The following is an 18,890-nucleotide window of genomic DNA, read 5'->3' on the forward strand; positions in this document are numbered from 1 at the left end:
CGCGCCCTGCGCCGGCTGCGTCCGCTGCCGCGGGCGTCCTGGGCCGTGTCCGTCCGCTCCAGCGCGTAACGCGCAGCGGCGCCCCGCGCGCGACCCGTTCGCGCGCCCGCATGGAGAGAGCCCTTTGGTTTTCCGATTGTCCATCGTCCTGCTCGCCGTCCTGGTCGCCGCCGGCGCACTGATCCCGCAGGAATTCAACGCCGCCGCGCAGTTCGCGCTGGCGCTCACCGTGGCCAAGGCCGGCTGGCTGTATCTGCTGGTGGTGTTCGCCGCGCTGTTGTTCCTGGTCTATCTCTCGCTCGGCCGCTTCGCCGACCTGCGCATCGGCGGCGACGACGCCGAGCCGGAGTTCTCGCGCACCAGTTGGCTGTCGATGCTGTTCGCCGCCGGCATGGGCATCGGCCTGGTGTTCTGGGGCGCGGCCGAACCGATCTCGCACTACCAGCATCCGCCCGAAGGCCTGACGCCGCAGAGCATGCAGGCCGCGCGCGCGTCGATGCGCTACGTGTTCTTCCACTGGGGCCTGCACCCGTGGGCGATTTACGCCCTGGTCGGATTGGCGATGGCGTGGTTCCAGTTCAACCGCAACGGCCGCGGCCAGATCAGCGACCTGCTGCAGCCGCTGATCGGCCGCTGGCACCTGCGCTGGCCGGGGCAGTTGATCGACGTCGCCGCGGTGGTCGCCACCTCGATCGGCGTGGCCACCACGCTCGGCTTCGGCACCATCCAGATCAGCGCCGGCCTGTCGCGCGTGTTCGGCTGGCAGGTCACGCCGGCCCTGCAGTTGTGCGTGGTCGCGGTGGCGTTCGTGCTGTACATGGCCTCGACCCTGACCGGCCTGCACCGCGGCATCAAATGGCTGAGCAACCTCAACCTGGCCCTGGCCGCGCTGCTGCTCGCGTTCGTGCTGGTCGCCGGCCCGACCGCGTTCGTGTTCGAGACCCTGACCACCACGCTCGGCGGCTACATCAACCAGTTGCCCAACATGAGCCTGCGCATGGCGCCGTTCTCGCGCGACCCGTGGGTCGGCGAATGGACGATCTTCTACTGGGCGTGGTGGATCGCCTGGGCGCCGTTCGTGGGCAGCTTCATCGCCCGCATCTCGCGCGGCCGGCGCATCCGCGAGTTCGTGTTCGGGGTGGTGCTGGTGCCGTCGCTGATGAGCTTCGTCTGGTTCGCGACCTTCGGCGGCACCGCGCTGTGGGCGCAGATGTTCGCCGGCGCCGACCTGACCGGCGCGCTGGCGCAGGGCTACGAACAGGTGCTGTTCTCGCTGCTCGACAGCCTGCCGTGGGCGCACGCGCTGGCGGTCGCGGCGATCGCGCTGCTGGCGATCTTCTTCGTGACCTCGGCCGACTCGGCGACCCTGGTGCTGGCGAGCATGTCCAGCCCGGACCGCGCCGACCCGCCGCTGTGGCGGCGCGCGGTGTGGGGCGCGATCCAGGCCCTGATCGCGGTGACCCTGCTGCTGGCCGGCGGCCTGGACGCTTTGCAGGGCGCGATCACCGTCGCGGCGCTGCCGTTCGCGCTGTTGCTGGCGCTGATCATGTGGTCGCTGTATCGCGCGCTGGATCAGGAATACCTGCGTCAGCAGCGGCAGGCCGCGCGCTTTCGCCATGCGATGCAGCGCTGGCTGGAGCGCGAGGAAGGCGCGGCGACGTGAACGCTCACGCCCGCGCCAGACGCCGCAGCGCGATCCCCAGCCCGATCCGATAGCTCGCCGCCAGATCGCCGTTGATGACGATCGTCGCCATCGGCGCGGCGTGCGCGCGCAGGCGCTCGTCGAGCGTGGTCGCGCTGTCGTCGTGCACTTCGATGTAGGCGCTGGGCAGTCCGTCGAGCGCCTGGCGCAGCGGTTCGGGTTGGGCCAGCGCTTGCGGGGCGAGTTCGCCCGGGTCGAGCAGGACGAACTCGCTGCGGCGGCGGCGCGCCGCACGCAGGCTGCCGACCAGTTCGCGCAGGCTCGCGCAGGGCCGCAGTTCGAGGTTGCGGCCGACCGCCTGGGCGAGCCGGCGCAGTTCCAGCAGGAACTGCGATTCCAGCGGTTTGGAGGCGGGATGGCGGCCTTGCAGGATCAGGATGCTCACGCGGAATCCATGGAAACGACGACAGGCGCAGGTTGCGCCGCGGCTGCGTAAAGCCGCCAGACCGCGCCGGCCGCACGCGCGTAAATTCTTCGCAGTCAGCCAATCGGCGCATCGGGCGAACGCGGCCGGCGCGATGCGCAAAACGCAGGCTCGCTTGACCCTCGATGGCGGCGACGGTCAACCCGCGCTCAGCCCGCGCGGCGCGGCCGGCTCTAGCATGCAGCTACGTCCGTTCGATGCGGCATCCGCCGCCAGAGGAGTCGCTCATGAAGCCCTGTCGCTTGTCCGCCCTGCTCGCCTGCGCGCTGCTGGGACTGCCTGCGCTCGCCGTCGCGGCCGCGCCCGACGCGAACCGCGCCAACACCGTGCGTTCCAACGCCACCGTTCCCAAGACCGCCACCGCCGCGATCCGCACGGGCACCGCCAGCGCGATCCCCGCGGATTTGACGGTCGATTGCCTCGCGCTCGATGACGGCGTCGCCATCGCCCGGCTCGACGCAGCGATGCCGGTCGACGCGATCCCGGCCGAACCGCTCGAAGCGGGCTATGCGCAGACCACGGCCGTGCCGGCCGACGCGCCGACGCTGATCGCCCGCCAGCCCGAACAGGGCGAGGCTTACGCCGTCGCGTTGGAAACGATGCCGGCGTACGGCGAAGGTTTCGAGCCGGTCATGCCCACCGTTCTTTGCGCGCAGGCGTCGATGCCGTCGGTTCCCGCGCTCAAGACCGTCAAGAGCAAGTGATCCGCACAGCGGCGCGGACGCTCGCCGCTTCCGCGCCGTCCGCATCGCGCCGTTCGTGCGTTGCGGCCGCGCCGCGGTAACCGCGAACCTTGCGCCGCGCCGCGTTCAGGCCTGCGCCGCCAATCCCGCGACCATCAGCCGCAGCGCGCGTATCGCCTGACGCCGCTGCGGATCGGACACCTGCACCAAACGCCGGCGTCCGGCGCGCGTCACCCGCAGCCAGCCTTGCCGCTCCAACTGCGCGACATACTGCGACACCACCGACACGCTGCACGCCAGCAGGCTGCTGAGTTCGCCGATGCTTAGGCCCGGACGGTGTTCGGCGTACAGCAGGATCTGGCAGCGCTTGCTGTTGCCGAACGGCTCCATCACCCGGCGCGCGTCCTCGGCCATGCGCTCGGTCGCCGCCGCTTCGCCGGCGCTGATCGCGCGCGGGTTCGGCGCCGCGTCGGGCTCGACAGCCAGCGGCCAAGGGCAAGCCGGCGCCAGCATCGCCGCATTCATGAATCCCACCCGCGCTGTGCGCGATTCGAACGGCGCGTACGCAGCGGCGCGGAAAAATCCGAGCGGCGGCGCGACGCGTGCGACGTCGCGCCGCCGCCGCGCGGGCCGCGCGCGGGTCCGGGCAAGGACGCGCGACGCGGACGCGGCCGCCGGCGAGGAGACAGCGCCGGCGTCTCAAGGCGAACCCGGGCCACGCGGCGACTCCCGGCGGCCGATCTGAACAGCGATGCAACGGCGGCGATGCGATGGGGGCTGCGCTTCATGCGGGGCGACGTGGATGGGCTCGCAGCGGCGATGCTAGGCGACCCGCGGGCGCGGCCGATGACCGCGGATTTTCGCTTTGTTTCACTGTGTTACAGAAACCGCGCGGCGCGTCCGCGTCGATTAACCTGCCCCGATCCGACCGGAGTCGCCCATGTCCGCCAACGCGCCGCCCACGGTCCTGATCGTCGACGACGACGCCACCCTGCGCGGCATGCTCGCGCAGTTCCTCGGCGACCACGGCTTGCGCGTGGTCGAAGCCAGCGACGGCGCGCGCATGTTCGAGCGCCTCGCCACCACCGCGGTCAGCGTGGTGCTGCTGGACGTGATGCTGCCCGGCGACGACGGCTTCGCCCTGTGCCGGCGGCTGCGCGCCGCCGGCCACCCGGCGGCCAGCAACATCCCGATCATCCTGCTGACCTCGGTCAACAGCGACACCGACCGGGTGGTGGGACTGGAACTCGGCGCCGACGACTACATCGCCAAACCGTTCAATCCGCGCGAGCTGCTGGCGCGCATCCGCGCGCTGCTGCGCCGCAGCGACAGCGGCCGCGGCGAGGACGCGCGCAGCGGCGCCGAGTTCCGCTTCATGGGCTGGGTGCTCAATCCGCGCCACCGCAGCCTGCGCTCGCCGAACGGCGCGCTGACCGACCTGACCAGCGGCGAGTTCGACCTGCTGCTGGCGTTTCTCGAACATCCGCAACGGATCCTGTCGCGCGACCAGCTCATCGATCTGGCGCGCGGCCGCGCGCTGACGCCGTACGACCGCAGCATCGACGTGCAGATCAGCCGCCTGCGGCGCAAGATCGAACCCGATCCGCAGCGGCCGCGCCTGATCAAGACGGTGCGCAACGAGGGATATTTCTTCGCCGCCGACGTCGACGCGGCCGGCGCGGGAGCGGCGCGGTGACGGCGCCGCGCTGGCTGCCGCGCTTCTCGCGCATCCGCCTGGCGCCGCGCATCGCCGTGGTGGTGCTGCTGACGATGGCCATGACCCTGCTGCTGGACGCCGCCATCGGCATGGCGCTGCGCTCGACCGGCCCGCGCGCCGTGGACGAGCGCTCGCTGGTGCGCCAGGCGATGCAGTTGCGCGCCGACCTCGCCGCGCGGCCGCGCGCGCAGCGGGCGGATGCGGTGGAGCGCGCCGCGCGCGAGCGCAAGCTCGACTTCGCCTTGCTCGACACCGCCCGCCGCGACGGCGCGCCGCCGTTGGCGGACCTGATCGAGACCATGCGCGCGCGTCTGGCCGAGCGCACGCCCGACCACGATGTCGCTTATGCGGTGTCGATCAACGTGCTGCCCGACGGGCCGGGGCGCGGCGTGCGCCAAGTGACCGTGGTGGTGCCCACGCCCGGCGCCGAACGCGCTGAGATCCTGTCGGTGGCGGCGCGGCCGTTCGCCGACTGGTCGAGCACGATGATCGCGACCGTTCCGGCCGAACGCCTCACCGACGCGTCGATCGCCGACGCGCCGACCGCCGGCCCGACGTTTCCGTTGCCGGTCGCGTTCGCCCCGACCCTGTCGGTGCCGGCGCCGCTGGTCGCCTATCCGTGGGCGCAGACGCAACCGCTGCCGACGCTGGTGGCGGCGCCGAGCGCCGCGCCGACTGCGGCCCCGGTGCAGGCGATGATGCCGCTGCAACCGGCTTCGCTGGCGCTGACCACGGCGCCGAGCATGGACCTGCGCCTGTCCGACTACGCCGCGCCGGTCGCGCGGACCCGGCCGCAGGCCAACGACGCGCCGCGGATCGCGCCCGCGTTCCTGGAAGGCCTGCGCATCGAGCCCTCGCTGCCGCGCATGTCGGTGGCGCTGGAACTGCCCGACGGGCAGTGGCTGCTGGCCAGCCCCGGCAAGCCCAATCCGCTGTGGTTGCAGCAGCTGTTCAAACTGGCCGGGGTGGTGCTGCTGTTGCTGCTGGTCGCGGTGCTGTCGGTGCGCACCGCGCGCAGCTTCCTGCGCCCGCTGACCGAGCTGGCGCAGGCCGCCGAACGCCTCGGCCGAGAGCGCGAGCCGACGCCGATCGAAGGCATGACCATTCCCGAATACGCCGCCATCGCCGGCAAGTTCAACGAGATGCAGATGCGGCTCAAGCGTTTCGTCGACGACCGCACCCATCAGCTGGCGGCGATCTCGCACGACCTGCGCACGCCGCTGACGCGCATGCGCCTGGCCCTGGAGTACGTCGACGAGGCGCGGCGCGGCCCGCTGCTGGCGGAAATCAGCCAGATGGAAACCATGATCAGCGGCAGCCTGGCCTTCGCCGGCGAGGACGCGCGGCTGGAGCCGCATCAGCGCGTGGATCTGGCGGCGCTGCTGATCAGCCTGTGCGACGAAGCCTGCGACCGCGGCGACGAGGCCGCTTACCTCGGTCCCGACCACGCCGAGCTGCCGTGCCAGCCGATCGCGATGCGGCGCGCGTTCGCCAACCTGATCGACAACGGCTGCCGTTACGGCGCACGCGTGCGGGTGACGCTGGCGGCGGCCGCGGCGGGCCTGCGCATCGACATCGACGACGACGGCCCGGGCATCGCGCCGGAGCTGCGCGAGCGCGCGTTCGCGCCGTTCCAGCGCCTGGACAACGCGCGCGCCGCGCCGGGTTCGGGCCTGGGCCTGTCGATCGCGCGCAGCGTGATCCGCGGCCACGGCGGCGATGTCGTGTTGGGCGATGCCGACGGCGGCGGCCTGCGCGCGCGCATCGAGCTGCCGTCGCCCGATTGATGATGCGCTGACGGCGCGCCGCGCGCGCAAGCCGTACGCCGGGTGAATGCGGTCGCGAACGTTCGAACGCGCTCGAAACGTCGCCGGCGCCGCGGGCCGGACACTGCCTCCATCGCAGCCGGCCGCGCCGATCGGCCGCTGGCGCCGTGCGCCAGGGTCCGCGGTCGCGCTCTCTCGCATCGCTCCGCGCGGCGCCGGCCCGCCCGCGGCCGCGCGTCCAATCGGGGTAGCCGCATGTCGAGCGAGCATTTCGAATATCAATCCAGTCCGCGCAGCGCGGCCGATCCGTTCGAAACCATCAGCGAGGACGCGCGCCCCGCATCGCGCGCGACGATGGCGGACGCCGAAGCCGATCCGCCGATGCAGGACTTCCGCCTGTATTTCCAGCGCGACTTCGACAGCGTGCGCGCGCAACCGCACGCGATGTCGTACTGGCTGCAACTGCGTGGCCGCTCCTACCTGGAAAGCCGCGAAGGCCATCTGCAATTGCGCGCCGGCCAATGGCTGATGCTGGAACCAGGCAGCGCGCCGAGCGTCGACACCGACCGCCACGGCGCGCTGATCGGCTTCAGCGTGGCGCCGGCACTGCTGAGCGAGATCGAGCGCCATTGGCGGGTCGAACTGCATCCCGGCGCCGGCACGCTCGACCGTTTCGAACGCGACGCCCTGGCCAAGCTGTGGCGGCAATGCGCCACCGCCGCGAATCTGGCCGCGTTCGCCGCTCCGCGCGAAGAACGCCTGCGCATGCTGCGGCGGCTGCTCGGCGGCGTGCGCGACACCCAGCGCGAACTGGCGGCGCGGGTGCGCCAATGTCCCGGCCGCCGGGTCGCGCGCCAGCGCCAGGTGTTCTCGCGCCTGCAGCGGGTGCGGCTGTATCTGCGCGGCCATCCCGACCGGCTGGTGCCGATGCAGGAGCTGGCCGAAATCACCAGCTTCTCGCCGTGGTGGCTGTCCAAGACCTTCAAGCAGGTCTACGGCGAGACCCTGCAGTCCTACGGCCTGGGCCTGCGCCTGGAACGCGCCTGCGAACTGCTCGGCGAGAGCGGCCTGTCGATCGCCGAGATCAGCCACGCCTGCGGCTTCGATTCGCCGTGCAGCTTCGCGCGCGCGTTCCGTCAGCGCATGCAGTGCACCGCGACCCAGTTCCGCGCGCGCCGCTTCGCTTCCCCGCGCGCCAAGCCAGACGCCAAGCAAACCCAATCCTGACGCCATCGGTTCGTATCCGCCGGCAACCCTCGCGGACTTAGCTTGGGCGCTCGTTTTAACGCCGCTGTAACAAGACGGCGTCCGCAACGAGCATCCATCACGAGAGGGGGACACCGACGCATGAACCACACCCGCAAGCCCATCCGCGCGCGCGCCGCGCTGCCGATGCACATCGCCGCCGCGCTGGCCGCGGCCGCGGCGCCGGCGATGGCGCAGACCGCGCCAGCGTCGACGCCGGACGCCAAGGCGACCACGCTCGACCGCGTCGAAGTGGTCGGCTCGCGCATCAAGCGCGCCGACCTCGACACCTCGCAACCGGTGTTCTCGCTCAACCGCGCCGAGATCGAGAAGCAGGGCCTGACCTCGGTCGCCGACGTGCTGCAACGCATCTCCAGCAACGGCGCCGGCCTCAACACCACGATCAACAACGGCAACGACGGCGAATCCACGGTCAGCCTGCGCAACCTCGGTTCCGGCCGCACCCTGGTGCTGGTCAACGGCCGCCGCTGGGGCACCGGTCTGGGCGGCAACGTCGATCTCAACAGCATCCCGACCTCGATCATCGAGCGCATCGAAGTGCTCAAGGACGGCGCCTCGACCATCTACGGCTCCGACGCCATCGCCGGCGTGGTCAACATCGTCACCCGGCGCAATTTCGACGGCGCCGAAGCCGGCGCGTATCTGGGCCAGTTCGGCCAGGGCGACGGCGCGCGCGAGGCCTACGACTTCACCATCGGCATGAACGGCGAGCGCGGCTCGCTGCTGATCGGCGCGGCCTACGTCAAGGAAGAAGAAGTCATGGCCGGCGACCGCGAAATCTCCAAGGGCGGGCCGCCGTTCAATTCCGGCTTCAGCACCACCGGCGCGCCCGGCAGCTTCGTCGATCCGCGCGACAACAAGCAGTACGTGCTCGGCCCGAACAAGCAGTTCGTGCCGTACGACGAAAACAAGCACGGGGTCAACACGGCGCCGTTCAACTATCTGCTGACCCCGCAGGAGCGGACCTCGCTGTTCGCCCAGGGCACCTTCGACATCGCCGAGCAGATCACCTTCCGCAGCGAGATGTTCTTCAACCAGCGCGAGTCCTCGCAGCAGCTCGCCTACATGCCGGTCACCGGCATGACCCTGGACAAGGACAGCATCTACAACCCGACCAAGGGCACGGCCGACCCGCGCGACCTGCGCAACGTCAACCGCCGCTTCTTCGAAGGCGGGCCGCGCTCGTTCAACCAGAACGCCAAGACCTATCACTTCTACGGCGGCTTCGAAGGCTATTTCGACCTGGGTTCGCGCCGCTTCGATTGGGACGCGGGCTATCGCTACGACCGCACCGACCAGAACGACCTCACCTACGGCCTGTACAACCTCGACAAGCTGCGCAAGGCCTACGGCCCGTCGTTCATCGACGGCAACGGCCGCGCCCGTTGCGGCCGCCCCGGCGCGATCATCGAGGACTGCGTGCCGATCAATCCGCTCGGCCCGGAGGGATCGATCAGCCAGGAGGCGATCGACGCGGCCAAATTCACCGCGCACGACTCGACCACCCAGATCTCCAAGGGCTACACCTTCAACGTCAGCGGCGAGCTGTTCGATCTGCCGGCCGGCCCGCTGGCGCTGGCCGCCGGCTACGAATACCGCAGCGAAAGCGGCTCGTTCGAGCCCGACGCGTTCATCGCCGCCGGCCTGAGCACCGGCAACGGCTCCAAGCCGACCCGCGGCGGCTACAACTTGAACGAACTGTTCCTGGAACTGTCGGTGCCGGTGCTCAAGGACCTGCCGTTCGCGCGCCTGCTGGACTTCTCCATCGCCACCCGCCGTTCCGACTACAGCACCTTCGGCGACACCCTCAACAGCAAGTTCGGCTTCCGCTGGAAGCCCATCGACGACCTGATGGTGCGCGGCAACTGGTCGCAAGGCTTCCGCGCGCCGAGCATCAACGACATGTACCGCGGCGACGGCGATACCTTCGTGCGCTATTCCGATCCGTGCTCGACCCACAGCGGCAAGCGTTCCAATCCGCAGATCGACGCCAAGTGCCTGGCCGACGGCGTGCCGGGCAACTTCCGCCAGCCCGGCTCCGGCCCCAACCCGCAGACCACCGAGCCATTCACCGCCGGCGGCAATTCCAAGCTGGAAGCTGAGACCTCGACCAACAAGACCCTGGGATTCGTCTACAGCCCGCAATGGGCGCCGGGCCTGGACGTTTCGCTGGACTGGTACCAGATCAAGATCGAGAACGCGATCAGCACCCCGACCGCGCAGTTCGTGGTCGACAAATGCTACGGCGGCACCGCCGCCGAGCAGGCGATCTACTGCAAGCTGATCAAGCGCGATCCCAACTACCCGGGCCGCCCGGGCCTGATCACCGACATCCAGCTGCGGCCGATCAACGCCGCCCAGTTCCTGGTCGAAGGCTACGACCTGACCCTCAACTATCGTCTGCCGGAAACCCGCTTCGGCCGCTTCGCGATCAGCTGGGACAGCACCTACACCTCGCGCTGGGACTATCAGGTGGATTCCAAGTCGCCGGTGGAGCACCGCAACGGCATCTACCTGCAATCCGATCCGTACTGGCGGATCCGCTCCAACCTGTCGCTGGACTGGAGCCGCGGCGATTTCGGCGCGACCTGGGCGCTGCGCTACAAGTCCGGCCTCACCGAGGAGTGCAAGCCGGACTTCAAGCAGTACTGCTCCGATCCGGGCAAGATGAAGAACCAACTCGCGTCGACCACGTATCACGACCTGCAAGTGCGCTACAACGCGCCGTGGAACGCCACCGTCGCGCTCGGCGTCAACAATCTGTTCGCCAAGGAACCGCCGCTGGCGCAGAACGCGTTCGCCAACAACTTCGACTACCAGTACGACATTCCGGGGCGGTTCTTCTACCTCAAGTACCGGCAGCGGTTCTGATCTTTTTCGCAGCCGCATCAAGCGGCGGGCCGGATCGTTCGATCCGGCCCGCTCGCTGGCAGGCTTGGGTCAGGCGGTATCGGCCGGGCGTGCCGAAACGCTTCGATGTCGTGACTTGCAGGTCACTTCGCCGGGCCAGACGCTTGCTGGGCCGGTTCCTTGTGTCCCGTACCGCGCCGGCAGGACCCGCTCGCATCGGCCGCCGAAGCCCTCGCAGCCTCGGCTCTTTTCCACTCGGCATTCAGTCGGGTCAGCTCCGACACTTCCGCCTGCGTGAGCTTGTACGCACTGCAATCGACCGCTTGCACCGGTTGCCCGCGCTCGAGCCACTCTTGCGAAGGCAGCGGCGCCAGACTGCCTTCGTAGACGATATCGGCGTCCTGGTCCTTGCCGCCGGGCAGGCCGTCGTACCCCAACGAATAGAATGCGAACCGCTGCTGTGGCTCGCTCACCTGGTAGTAGAAAGGCCGTCCCCAGGAGTCGCTCAGTTGCGCCTGCTTCGCGTACGGGCCGAGCGGCAGATCGTCGCGAGTCAGCGCCTGCAGCGATTCGGGGAAAACGCCCGTGTCGCAGCGATACGCCAGGATCTTGCTGCCCATCCACGCCACCTCCGCGCGCACCCTGGCGTGAGTCGTGCAACTGCGTCCCCACAGCAGGCGCGCGATCGACAGCAAGAGCGCCACGATCGCCAGCGCCAGTACGACACCGGCGGCGATCTTCCAGACCCGCTCTCTCATCGCCTAGTCCTCCTTGAGTGCCATCCCGTCGCGCCAAGGCCGGGTCGGCAACGTCTCGCAACACTCCCCCGACTGCCTCGACGCGTTACCCGTCGGATTCGCCGCCTCGGTCCGTGGGCGAACCCTTCGCAGCCTCGGCTTGCTTCTCGGCCTTCATGCGGCTCAACACCAACGACTGCGGCTCGGGCTGCGCGTATGCGCTGCAATCGATCGACTGCACCGGCTGTCCGCGCTCGCGCCACTCCTCGGAACTCAACGGCGCCAGACTGCCTCCGGAGACGATATCGGCGCTCTGGCCATCGCCTCCGGGCAGCCCGTCGCTACCCAGCGAGAACACCGCGAAACGCTCCTGCTTCGCGTCCCAGCGGTAATAGACAGGCCGTCCCCAAGCATCGGCGAGTTCCGATCGATTCGCATAGGGGCCGAGCGGCGAAGCATCGTTCGTCAGCGCTTCGAGCGACTCGGGGTAGCCGCCCGTATCGCAACGGTACATGCGGACTTTTTCGCCCAATGAGTCCACTTGCGCGCGCGTCATGGTGTGGTTGGTGCGCGTACACCTGGGCCCCGCCACGACGCGCCAGACGAGCACCCCCAGCAACACCGGCGCAAGCGCCAGCACCGCGGCGGCGGCGATCTTCCAGGTCCGTTCGCCCATCGTCCCTCCCTGCGTGCGCTTGCGCCGCCGCTGGCGCTAGACCAGCAAATCCTCGTAAAACGCCCCGAACGGCCGGTGCGGATGCGCGATCTGAATTTCCAGGATCCACAACCCCGCGGCCGGCGTGCCCTCGAACTCGCCGAGGTCGCCGGCGCGGTACACCGCATGCGGGAAATCGCTGACGCGGTGGCCCTGGATGTCGAGATTCAGCCGCCAGCCCATCGCCTCGGCGCGTTCCTGCGCGTAGCGGTACAGCGCCGGCCCGCTGGCGCCTTCGCGCCAACGCTCGCGCACCTCGTCGAACAAAGTGCGCGCGGCGGCCGCGCAGGCGTGCATGTCGGCGTCGTCGCCGACGACGAAGGTGTCGCCGCTGTCGCCTTCGTGGCCGTCCCAGACCACGCCCATGTCGATGAAGTAGATGTCGTCCGCGCGCAGTTCCGGATCGCCGTCGGAGCGCTCGCGGAAGGTCTTGAGGGTGTTGGCGCCGAAACGGATCAGCAGCGGATGCCAGATCCGGCCCATGCCGAGTTCGACCAGGATGCGCTGGCCTAGCTCGCGCGCCTGCGATTCGCGCATGCCCGGCGCGATCTGCGCGCGGATGCGCTCGACCGCCTGCCAGGTCAGTTCGCGCGCGCGTTGCATCGCGTTCGCGTCGAAGGCGGCGCCGACGCGTTCTTTCGGATCGGTTTCGTTCGGCTGTACGGCGTGCATCGGAATATCGCTCACTTCAAACCTCCAAAGTCAGTCCCGGCCGCGCCAGCACCGCCTGGGTGCCGAAACGCTCGCCGATCTCGCCCGCCAGCGCCTCGCGCGCCTTGTCCTCGCCGTGCACCAGCGCCAGCGGCGGATGTCCGGCGATAGTGCCGTACCACTCGATCAGGCCGTGCTGGTCGGTGTGCGCCGACAGCCCGCCGATGGTGTGGCGCTGGGCGCGGGCGCGGATGTCGCGGCCGTGGATGCGCACCCATTGCGCGCCCTCGACCAGACGCCGGCCGATCGTGCCTTCGGCCTGATAGCCGACGAACACCACATGGGTCTGCGGCTTGTCGAGGTTCTGGCGGAAGTGGTGCAGGATGCGGCCGGCGTTGGCCATGCCGGAGCCGGCGATGACGATCGCGCCGCGTTCGATCGCGTTGATCGCCATCGAGTCCTGCGCCGATTCGGTCAGATGCAGGTTCGGCAGATGGAAGGGATTGGGTTTCTCCTTCCACACCGCGACCGCGTCTTCGTCGAACAGATCGGTGTGGCGGTCGTAGACGGCGACCACCTTGGCCGCCATCGGGCTGTCGAGGAAGATCTTCCAGCGCGACAGCTTCCACTCGTCCCAGTACTTGGCGAACCAGTACAGCAGCTCTTGGCTGCGGCCGACCGCGAACGCGGGAATCAGCACGTTGCCGCCGTCGTTCCAGGCCGCTTCGAGGATGCGGCCGAGTTCGAGGATGGTCTCGCTGCGGTCCTTGTGCAGGCGGTCGCCGTAGGTCGATTCCATCAGCACCAAGTCGGCGGCGGCGATGGGTTCGGGATCGCGCAGGATCGGCGTGCCCTTCGGGCCGAGGTCGCCGGAGAACACCAGGGTGCGGCCTTCGGCGCGCAGCTCGACCACCGACGAACCCAGGATGTGGCCGGCTTCGCGGAAGGTCAGGCGCACGCCGGGCAGGATTTCGGCGTCGGTGTCGTAACGCAGCGGGCGCACCCGGCGCATCGCCGCCTCGACGTCTTCGCGGGTGTACAGCGGCAGCAGCTCCGGCTCGCCGGCGCGGCGCTTGCGGTTGCCGCGCTCGGCCTCGCCTTCGGCGATGGAGGCCGAGTCCAGCAGCATGATCCGCATCAGGTCGGCGGTGGCTTCCTGGGCGTGGATCTCGCCGCGGAAGCCGCGCTTGAGCAGCAAGGGCACGCGGCCGATGTGGTCGATGTGGGCGTGGCTGATCACCAGCGCGTCGAGCGCGGCGGCGTCGAAGCCGAACGGATCGGCATTGCGGCGCTCGGCCTCGGGGCTGCCCTGGATCATGCCGCAGTCGAGCAGCAGGCGATGGCCGGCGGCTTCGACTTCGTGCAGCGAGCCGGTGACCTCGCCGGCCGCGCCGTGGAAATGCACTCGCATCGGGTTCGGCTCCTTGGCGCGGCGGGGGCCGCGATGTGCGCTGAAACTACCACGCCGGTTTCGCCGGCCCGCGCGCGGTTCGGGTGCTCGTGGGCGCGGCTTCAGCTTTTGCCGGAGAGGCTCGGGCGCCGGCGCGGTTGTCGCCGAGCGCGGCGACCCGAACGAAAGAAGCCCGACCCGCAAAAACCGGCCGCCGCAGGCCTGGCGGCGGCCGCGCAAAACCACCGCAAAGGCAAAGCCGGCCGCCACCCCACGTGACTGAAGACACCCTCCCGCGGCCGCCGCGGGGTCCATCATCGCCGGATTCCGCGCGCCCGCCGCGCCCGTGCCACGTTGCCTGGGAGTTTCTGCGATGCCCCTCCGCCCCCGCCACCTGCTGTTGCCGCTGGCCATCGCCGCCGCCGTGGCCGCCTGCGCCAAGCCCGAGTCCGCCGCCCCGGCCGCATCGCCGGCCGCGCCGGCGCCGGCCGCGGCCGCCGCGCTGACCCTGGACGAGTCCAAGCTGCCGCAGCCGGTGCGCTTCGCCGCCAGCGACGTCGACCCGGCCAAGAGCGCCTGCGACAACCTCGGCGAGTACGCCAACAGCAAGTGGTTCGCGGCCAACCCGATCCCGGGCGACCGTTCGTCGTGGGGCGTGTCGGACGTGCTGGCCGAACGCTCGCTGGCGATCCAGCGCCAGCTCGCCGAACAGGCCGCCGGCGACGCCAAGGCCGCGGGCGTGGAAAAACTCGTCGGCGACCTGTGGGCCAGCGGCATGGACGAGGCCAAGATCGAGGCCCAGGGCATCGCCCCGCTCAAGGACGAACTGGCCGCGATCGACGCGGTGACCTCGCCCGAGCAGCTCGGCGGCTACCTGCGCGACAGCGCCGCGCACGGCCGCAACGTGCTGTTCGATTTCTCCGCCGAAGCCGACTTCAAGAATTCCTCGCAGAACCTCGGCTACGCCACCCAGGGCGGCCTCAGCCTGCCCGACCGCGGCTACTACTTCGACGCCGACAAGCGCGACAAGCTCGAGGCCTACCGCGCCCACATCGGCAAGGTGCTGGAGCTCGCCGGCGCCGACGCCGCCGCGGCGAAGAAGCAGGCCGACGCGGTGATCGCGTTCGAAACCCGGCTGGCCCAGGTCTCGCTGTCGAGCGAGCAGCTCTCGCGCGACGTCGCCCTGTACTACAACCCGACCAGCCCGGCCAAGGCCGACGAGCTGACCCCGAATTTCTCCTGGACCAAGTTCTTCGAATCGCAGGGCGTGGCGACGCCTAAGATGTTCTCGCTGTCGATGCCGGGCTTCCACCAGGAAGTCAGCAAGATGATCGCCGACACGCCGCTGGAGACCTGGCGCGCCTACCTGCGCTACCACACGGTCGACGGCGCCTCGCCGTACCTGTCGGCGCCGTTCGTGCAGGAAAGCTTCGAATTCCACGCCAAGGCGATGCGCGGGCAGAAGGAGCCGAAGGCGCGCTGGAAGCGCGTGCTCGGCGGCATCGAGGATCAGGCCGGCGAAGCGATGGGCCAGTTGTACGTCAAGGTCGCGTTCCCGGCCGAGGCGAAGGCGCGCACCGAGGCGCTGGTGCAGCAGCTGCGCACCGCGCTGAAGGCGCGGATCGAGAACCTGTCGTGGATGAGCGCGCAAACCAAGCAGAAAGCGCTGGAGAAGTGGGCGAGCTTCACTCCGAAGATCGGCTACCCGGACAAGTGGCGCGATTGGAGCGGCCTGGCCACCGGCCGCGACAGCTACTACGCCAACGTGCGCGCGGCCAACGAATTCAACTACAAGTGGAGCCTGGGCAAGATCGGCAAGCCGGTCGACAAGACCGAATGGGGCATGAGCCCGCAGACCGTCAACGCCTACTACAACCCGTTGCAGAACGAGGTGGTGTTCCCGGCCGCGATCCTGCAGCCGCCGTTCTTCGACCCGAAGGCCGACGACGCCACCAACTACGGCGGCATCGGCGCGGTGATCGGCCACGAGATGATCCACGGCTACGACGACCAGGGTTCGCGCTTCGATCCGGCCGGCAACATGGCCAACTGGTGGACGCCGGCCGACGCCAAGGGCTTCGCCGCGCGCAGCCAGAAGCTGATCGAACAGTTCGACGGCTACGAAGCCGCGCCGGGGCTCAAGGTCAACGGCAAGCTGACCTTGGGCGAGAACATCGCCGACCTCGGCGGCCTGGCGACCGCCTACGACGCCATGCGCCTGGCCACCGCCGACGCGCCCGATCCCAAGACCGACGGCCTGAGCCGCGACCAACGCTTCTTCCTGAGCTTCGCGGTGAGCTGGCGCGACCGCTACACGCCGGACCTGCTCAAGGTGCTGGTCGCCTCCAACCCGCACGCGCCCAGCGATTTCCGCGCGATCGGCGCGCCGTCGAACCTGCCGGCCTTCGCCGCGGCGTTCTCGTGCAAGCCGGGCCAGCCGATGGTCCGCGACGGGGACAAGCAGGTGGTGATCTGGTGACCTGGGGCCGGGAATGGGGAATCGGGAGCCGGGAATCGATAAACCGAGCCCGTTCAGTTCCCCACCCGGCTCCGCCGCACCGAACCACCCATCCCCAATCCCGAATCCCGAATCCCGGCAATTTAAGGTTACGAAACCGTCACGTATGACCTTCGACACCCTGCGGGCACGCTCCGCAGGACTATCGTCCGGCCGTGCCGGCCCGAAATCGGCCACAATTCCCGCACTAGTTACGCCTACGCCTTACGGCCGGAGCCCGCTGTGACCCTCAAGAAACCGCAAGTCCTGTTGCTGTCCGTCGCCATCGCCACCGCCGTCGCGGCCTGCGGCGGCAAAACCGAAGCCCCCGCCGCCAGCGCGCCGGCCGAGCAGGCCGCCGCCAAGCCGGCCGAGGCCGCCGCCGAGCTCAAGCTCGACGAGAGCAAGCTGCCGGCGGTCAACCGCTTCGCCATCGCCGACCTGGACACCAGCAAGGACGCCTGCGTGGACTTCGCCGGTTACGCCAACGGCAAGTGGCTCGCGGCCAACCCGATCCCGGGCGACCGCACCTCGTGGGGCGCGTTCGAAATGCTCGACGAGCGCTCCAACGGCGTGCAGCACCAGCTCGCCGAACAGGCCGCGGCCGACACCAAGGCCACCGGCGTGACCAAGATCGTCGGCGACCTGTGGGCGACCGGCATGGACGAGGCCAAGGTCAACGCCCAGGGCATCGAGCCGCTGAAGGCCGACCTGGCCAAGATCGACGCCGTCGACAGCCCGGAAAAGATCGCCGCCTACCTGCGCGAGACCGCCGCGACCGGCGACAACCCGCTGTTCGGCTTCGGCGCCGAAGCCGACTTCAAGGATTCGGCCAACAACATCGCCTACGCCTCGCAGGGCGGCCTGGGCCTGCCGGACGCGCCGTACTACACCGACGCCAAGCACAAGGACAAGCTGGCCGCGTACGAGCAGCACATCGCGAAGGTGCTCGAGCTCGGCGGCGCCAAGCCTGAGGATGCCGCCAAGCAGGCCAAGGACGTGATCGCGTTCGAAACCCGCCTGGCCAAGGCCTCCAAGACCCGCGAGCAGCTCTCGCGCGACGTCTCGCTGTACTACAACCCGATCAGCCCGGCCAAGGCCGACGAGCTGACCCCGAACTTCTCCTGGACCAAGTTCTTCGAATCGCAGGGCGTGGCCACGCCGAAGATCTTCTCGCTGGCGGTGCCGGGCTTCCACGAGGAAGTCAGCAAGATGATCGCCGACACCCCGGCGGCCAGCTGGCAGGCCTACCTGCGCTTCCACGCCATCGACGGCGCCTCGCCGTTCCTGTCCGACGCGTTCGTGCAGGAGAACTTCAACTTCTACGCCAAGACCCTGCGCGGCCAGAAGGAAATCAAGGACCGCTGGAAGCGCGTGCTGGCCACGGTCGAAGGCCAGGCCGGCGAAGCGATGGGCCAGCTGTACGTCAAGGTCGCGTTCCCGGCCGAGTCCAAGCAGCGCATGCAGACCCTGGTGGAGAACCTGCGCCAGTCGCTGAAGTCGCGCATCGAGAACCTGTCGTGGATGAGCGCCGACACCAAGAAGAAGGCGCTGGAGAAGTGGGCCAGCTTCACCCCGAAGATCGGCTACCCGGACAAGTGGCGCGACTGGAGCGGCCTGAAGACCAGCCGCGACAGCTACTACGCCAACGTCAAGGCGGCCAACGAGTTCAACTACAAGTGGAACCTCAGCAAGGTCGGCAAGCCGGTCGACAAGACCGAGTGGGGCATGAGCCCGCAGACCGTCAACGCCTACTACAACCCGCTGCAGAACGAGATCGTGTTCCCGGCCGCGATCCTGCAGCCGCCGTTCTTCGACCCGAAGGCCGACGACGCCGCCAACTACGGCGGCATCGGCGCGGTGATCGGCCATGAAATGACCCACGGCTACGACGACCAGGGTTCGCGCTTCGGCCCGACCGGCAACATGGAAGTGTGGTGGGCGCCGTCCGACGCCAAGGCGTTCTCGGCCCTGACCGGCAAGTTGATCAAGCAGTTCGACGGCTACACCGCGACCGGCGGGCAGAAGGTCAACGGCACCCACACCCTCGGCGAGAACATCGCCGACCTCGGCGGCCTGGCCACCGCGTACGACGCGATGAAGAAGGCCGCGGGCGAGACCCCGGACCCGAAGACCGACGGCCTGACCCGCGACCAGCGCTTCTTCCTCAACTGGGCGACGGTGTGGCGCCGCAACTTCACCCCGGACGAGGAGAAGATGCGCCTGCAGACCGACGAGCACGCGCTGGCCAACTTCCGCGCGATCGGCGCGCCGTCGAACCTGCCGAGCTTCGCGGCCGCGTTCTCGTGCAAGCCGGGCCAGCCGATGGTGCGCGAGGGCGACAAGCAGGTGATCATCTGGTGATCGCGGCGGCGCGGTAATCGCGCCGAAGCCGATGCATCGACGAAGGCCCGGGGATTTCCCCGGGCCTTTGTTTTTTGGGGATTCGGGATTCGGGATTCGGGATTGGGGAGCATGCATTCGGCATCGGT

The 18,890-nt window shown here is 69.4% G+C and carries 14 protein-coding genes; 8 read left to right on the plus strand and 6 right to left on the minus strand.

Features of this window, described 5'->3' with window-relative positions; translation table 11 throughout:
• The first annotated feature begins 124 nt into the window (after positions 1–124).
• Positions 125–1,663 carry a BCCT family transporter gene (locus tag JHW38_RS08255; RefSeq protein ID WP_207525484.1) on the plus strand — a complete coding sequence of 513 codons (1,539 nt, stop codon included), beginning with the start codon at positions 125–127 and terminating at the stop codon, positions 1,661–1,663.
• 4 nt (positions 1,664–1,667) lie between these two features.
• Here the strand turns inward: JHW38_RS08255 and JHW38_RS08260 are convergent, their stop codons facing one another.
• Positions 1,668–2,087, minus strand: a complete 420-nt coding sequence (locus JHW38_RS08260; protein WP_207525485.1) for a hypothetical protein — start codon at positions 2,085–2,087, stop codon at positions 1,668–1,670.
• Between the two features lie 164 nt (positions 2,088–2,251).
• Between JHW38_RS08260 and JHW38_RS08265 the strand changes: the two genes are divergently transcribed.
• The gene (locus JHW38_RS08265) at positions 2,252–2,830 is read left to right on the plus strand and encodes a hypothetical protein (protein WP_207525486.1); all 579 of its coding nucleotides are present in this window, start codon (positions 2,252–2,254) and stop codon (positions 2,828–2,830) included.
• 105 nt (positions 2,831–2,935) lie between these two features.
• Here the strand turns inward: JHW38_RS08265 and JHW38_RS08270 are convergent, their stop codons facing one another.
• Positions 2,936–3,334 (minus strand): helix-turn-helix domain-containing protein, encoded by a 399-nt coding sequence (locus tag JHW38_RS08270; protein WP_207525487.1) that lies wholly within the window; start codon positions 3,332–3,334, stop codon positions 2,936–2,938.
• Between the two features lie 415 nt (positions 3,335–3,749).
• Here JHW38_RS08270 and JHW38_RS08275 point away from each other — a divergent pair, with 415 nt between their 5' ends.
• From JHW38_RS08275 to JHW38_RS08290, 4 genes are all read left to right on the plus strand, one after another.
• Complete coding sequence (locus JHW38_RS08275) at positions 3,750–4,505, plus strand: response regulator (protein ID WP_207525488.1); 756 nt, start codon at positions 3,750–3,752, stop codon at positions 4,503–4,505.
• Entirely contained in the window at positions 4,502–6,313 is a 1,812-nt protein-coding gene (locus JHW38_RS08280; protein WP_207525489.1) for an ATP-binding protein, read from the plus strand. Before JHW38_RS08275 ends, JHW38_RS08280 begins: the two co-directional genes overlap by 4 nt.
• Before the next feature lie 234 nt (positions 6,314–6,547).
• Positions 6,548–7,519: a helix-turn-helix domain-containing protein gene (locus JHW38_RS08285; RefSeq protein WP_207525490.1), complete on the plus strand. Its 972-nt coding sequence runs from the start codon at positions 6,548–6,550 to the stop codon at positions 7,517–7,519.
• A gap of 120 nt (positions 7,520–7,639) precedes the next feature.
• Positions 7,640–10,429 (plus strand): TonB-dependent receptor, encoded by a 2,790-nt coding sequence (locus JHW38_RS08290; protein WP_428995291.1) that lies wholly within the window; start codon positions 7,640–7,642, stop codon positions 10,427–10,429.
• A 122-nt stretch (positions 10,430–10,551) separates the two neighbouring features.
• Here JHW38_RS08290 and JHW38_RS08295 read toward each other — a convergent pair whose 3' ends face one another.
• From JHW38_RS08295 to JHW38_RS08310, 4 genes are all read right to left on the minus strand, one after another.
• Complete coding sequence (locus JHW38_RS08295; protein WP_207525491.1) at positions 10,552–11,166, minus strand: type II secretion system protein GspG; 615 nt, start codon at positions 11,164–11,166, stop codon at positions 10,552–10,554.
• 85 nt (positions 11,167–11,251) lie between these two features.
• Entirely contained in the window at positions 11,252–11,821 is a 570-nt protein-coding gene (locus tag JHW38_RS08300) for a type II secretion system protein GspG (RefSeq protein WP_207525492.1), read from the minus strand.
• A 36-nt stretch (positions 11,822–11,857) separates the two neighbouring features.
• Positions 11,858–12,547, minus strand: a complete 690-nt coding sequence (locus JHW38_RS08305; protein ID WP_242691264.1) for a M24 family metallopeptidase — start codon at positions 12,545–12,547, stop codon at positions 11,858–11,860.
• 1 nt (position 12,548) lies between these two features.
• Positions 12,549–13,922, minus strand: coding sequence for an MBL fold metallo-hydrolase (locus JHW38_RS08310; RefSeq protein ID WP_207525493.1), 1,374 nt, complete (start codon positions 13,920–13,922; stop codon positions 12,549–12,551).
• Between the two features lie 373 nt (positions 13,923–14,295).
• Here JHW38_RS08310 and JHW38_RS08315 point away from each other — a divergent pair, with 373 nt between their 5' ends.
• Together JHW38_RS08315 and JHW38_RS08320 are read left to right on the plus strand one after the other, a co-directional pair.
• Complete coding sequence (locus tag JHW38_RS08315; RefSeq protein ID WP_207526297.1) at positions 14,296–16,380, plus strand: M13 family metallopeptidase; 2,085 nt, start codon at positions 14,296–14,298, stop codon at positions 16,378–16,380.
• A gap of 261 nt (positions 16,381–16,641) precedes the next feature.
• Complete coding sequence (locus JHW38_RS08320; protein WP_428995292.1) at positions 16,642–18,762, plus strand: M13 family metallopeptidase; 2,121 nt, start codon at positions 16,642–16,644, stop codon at positions 18,760–18,762.
• The last annotated feature ends 128 nt before the right edge of the window (positions 18,763–18,890 follow it).

This window comes from Lysobacter enzymogenes (genome assembly GCF_017355525.1).
GTDB lineage: Bacteria > Pseudomonadota > Gammaproteobacteria > Xanthomonadales > Xanthomonadaceae > Lysobacter > Lysobacter enzymogenes_C.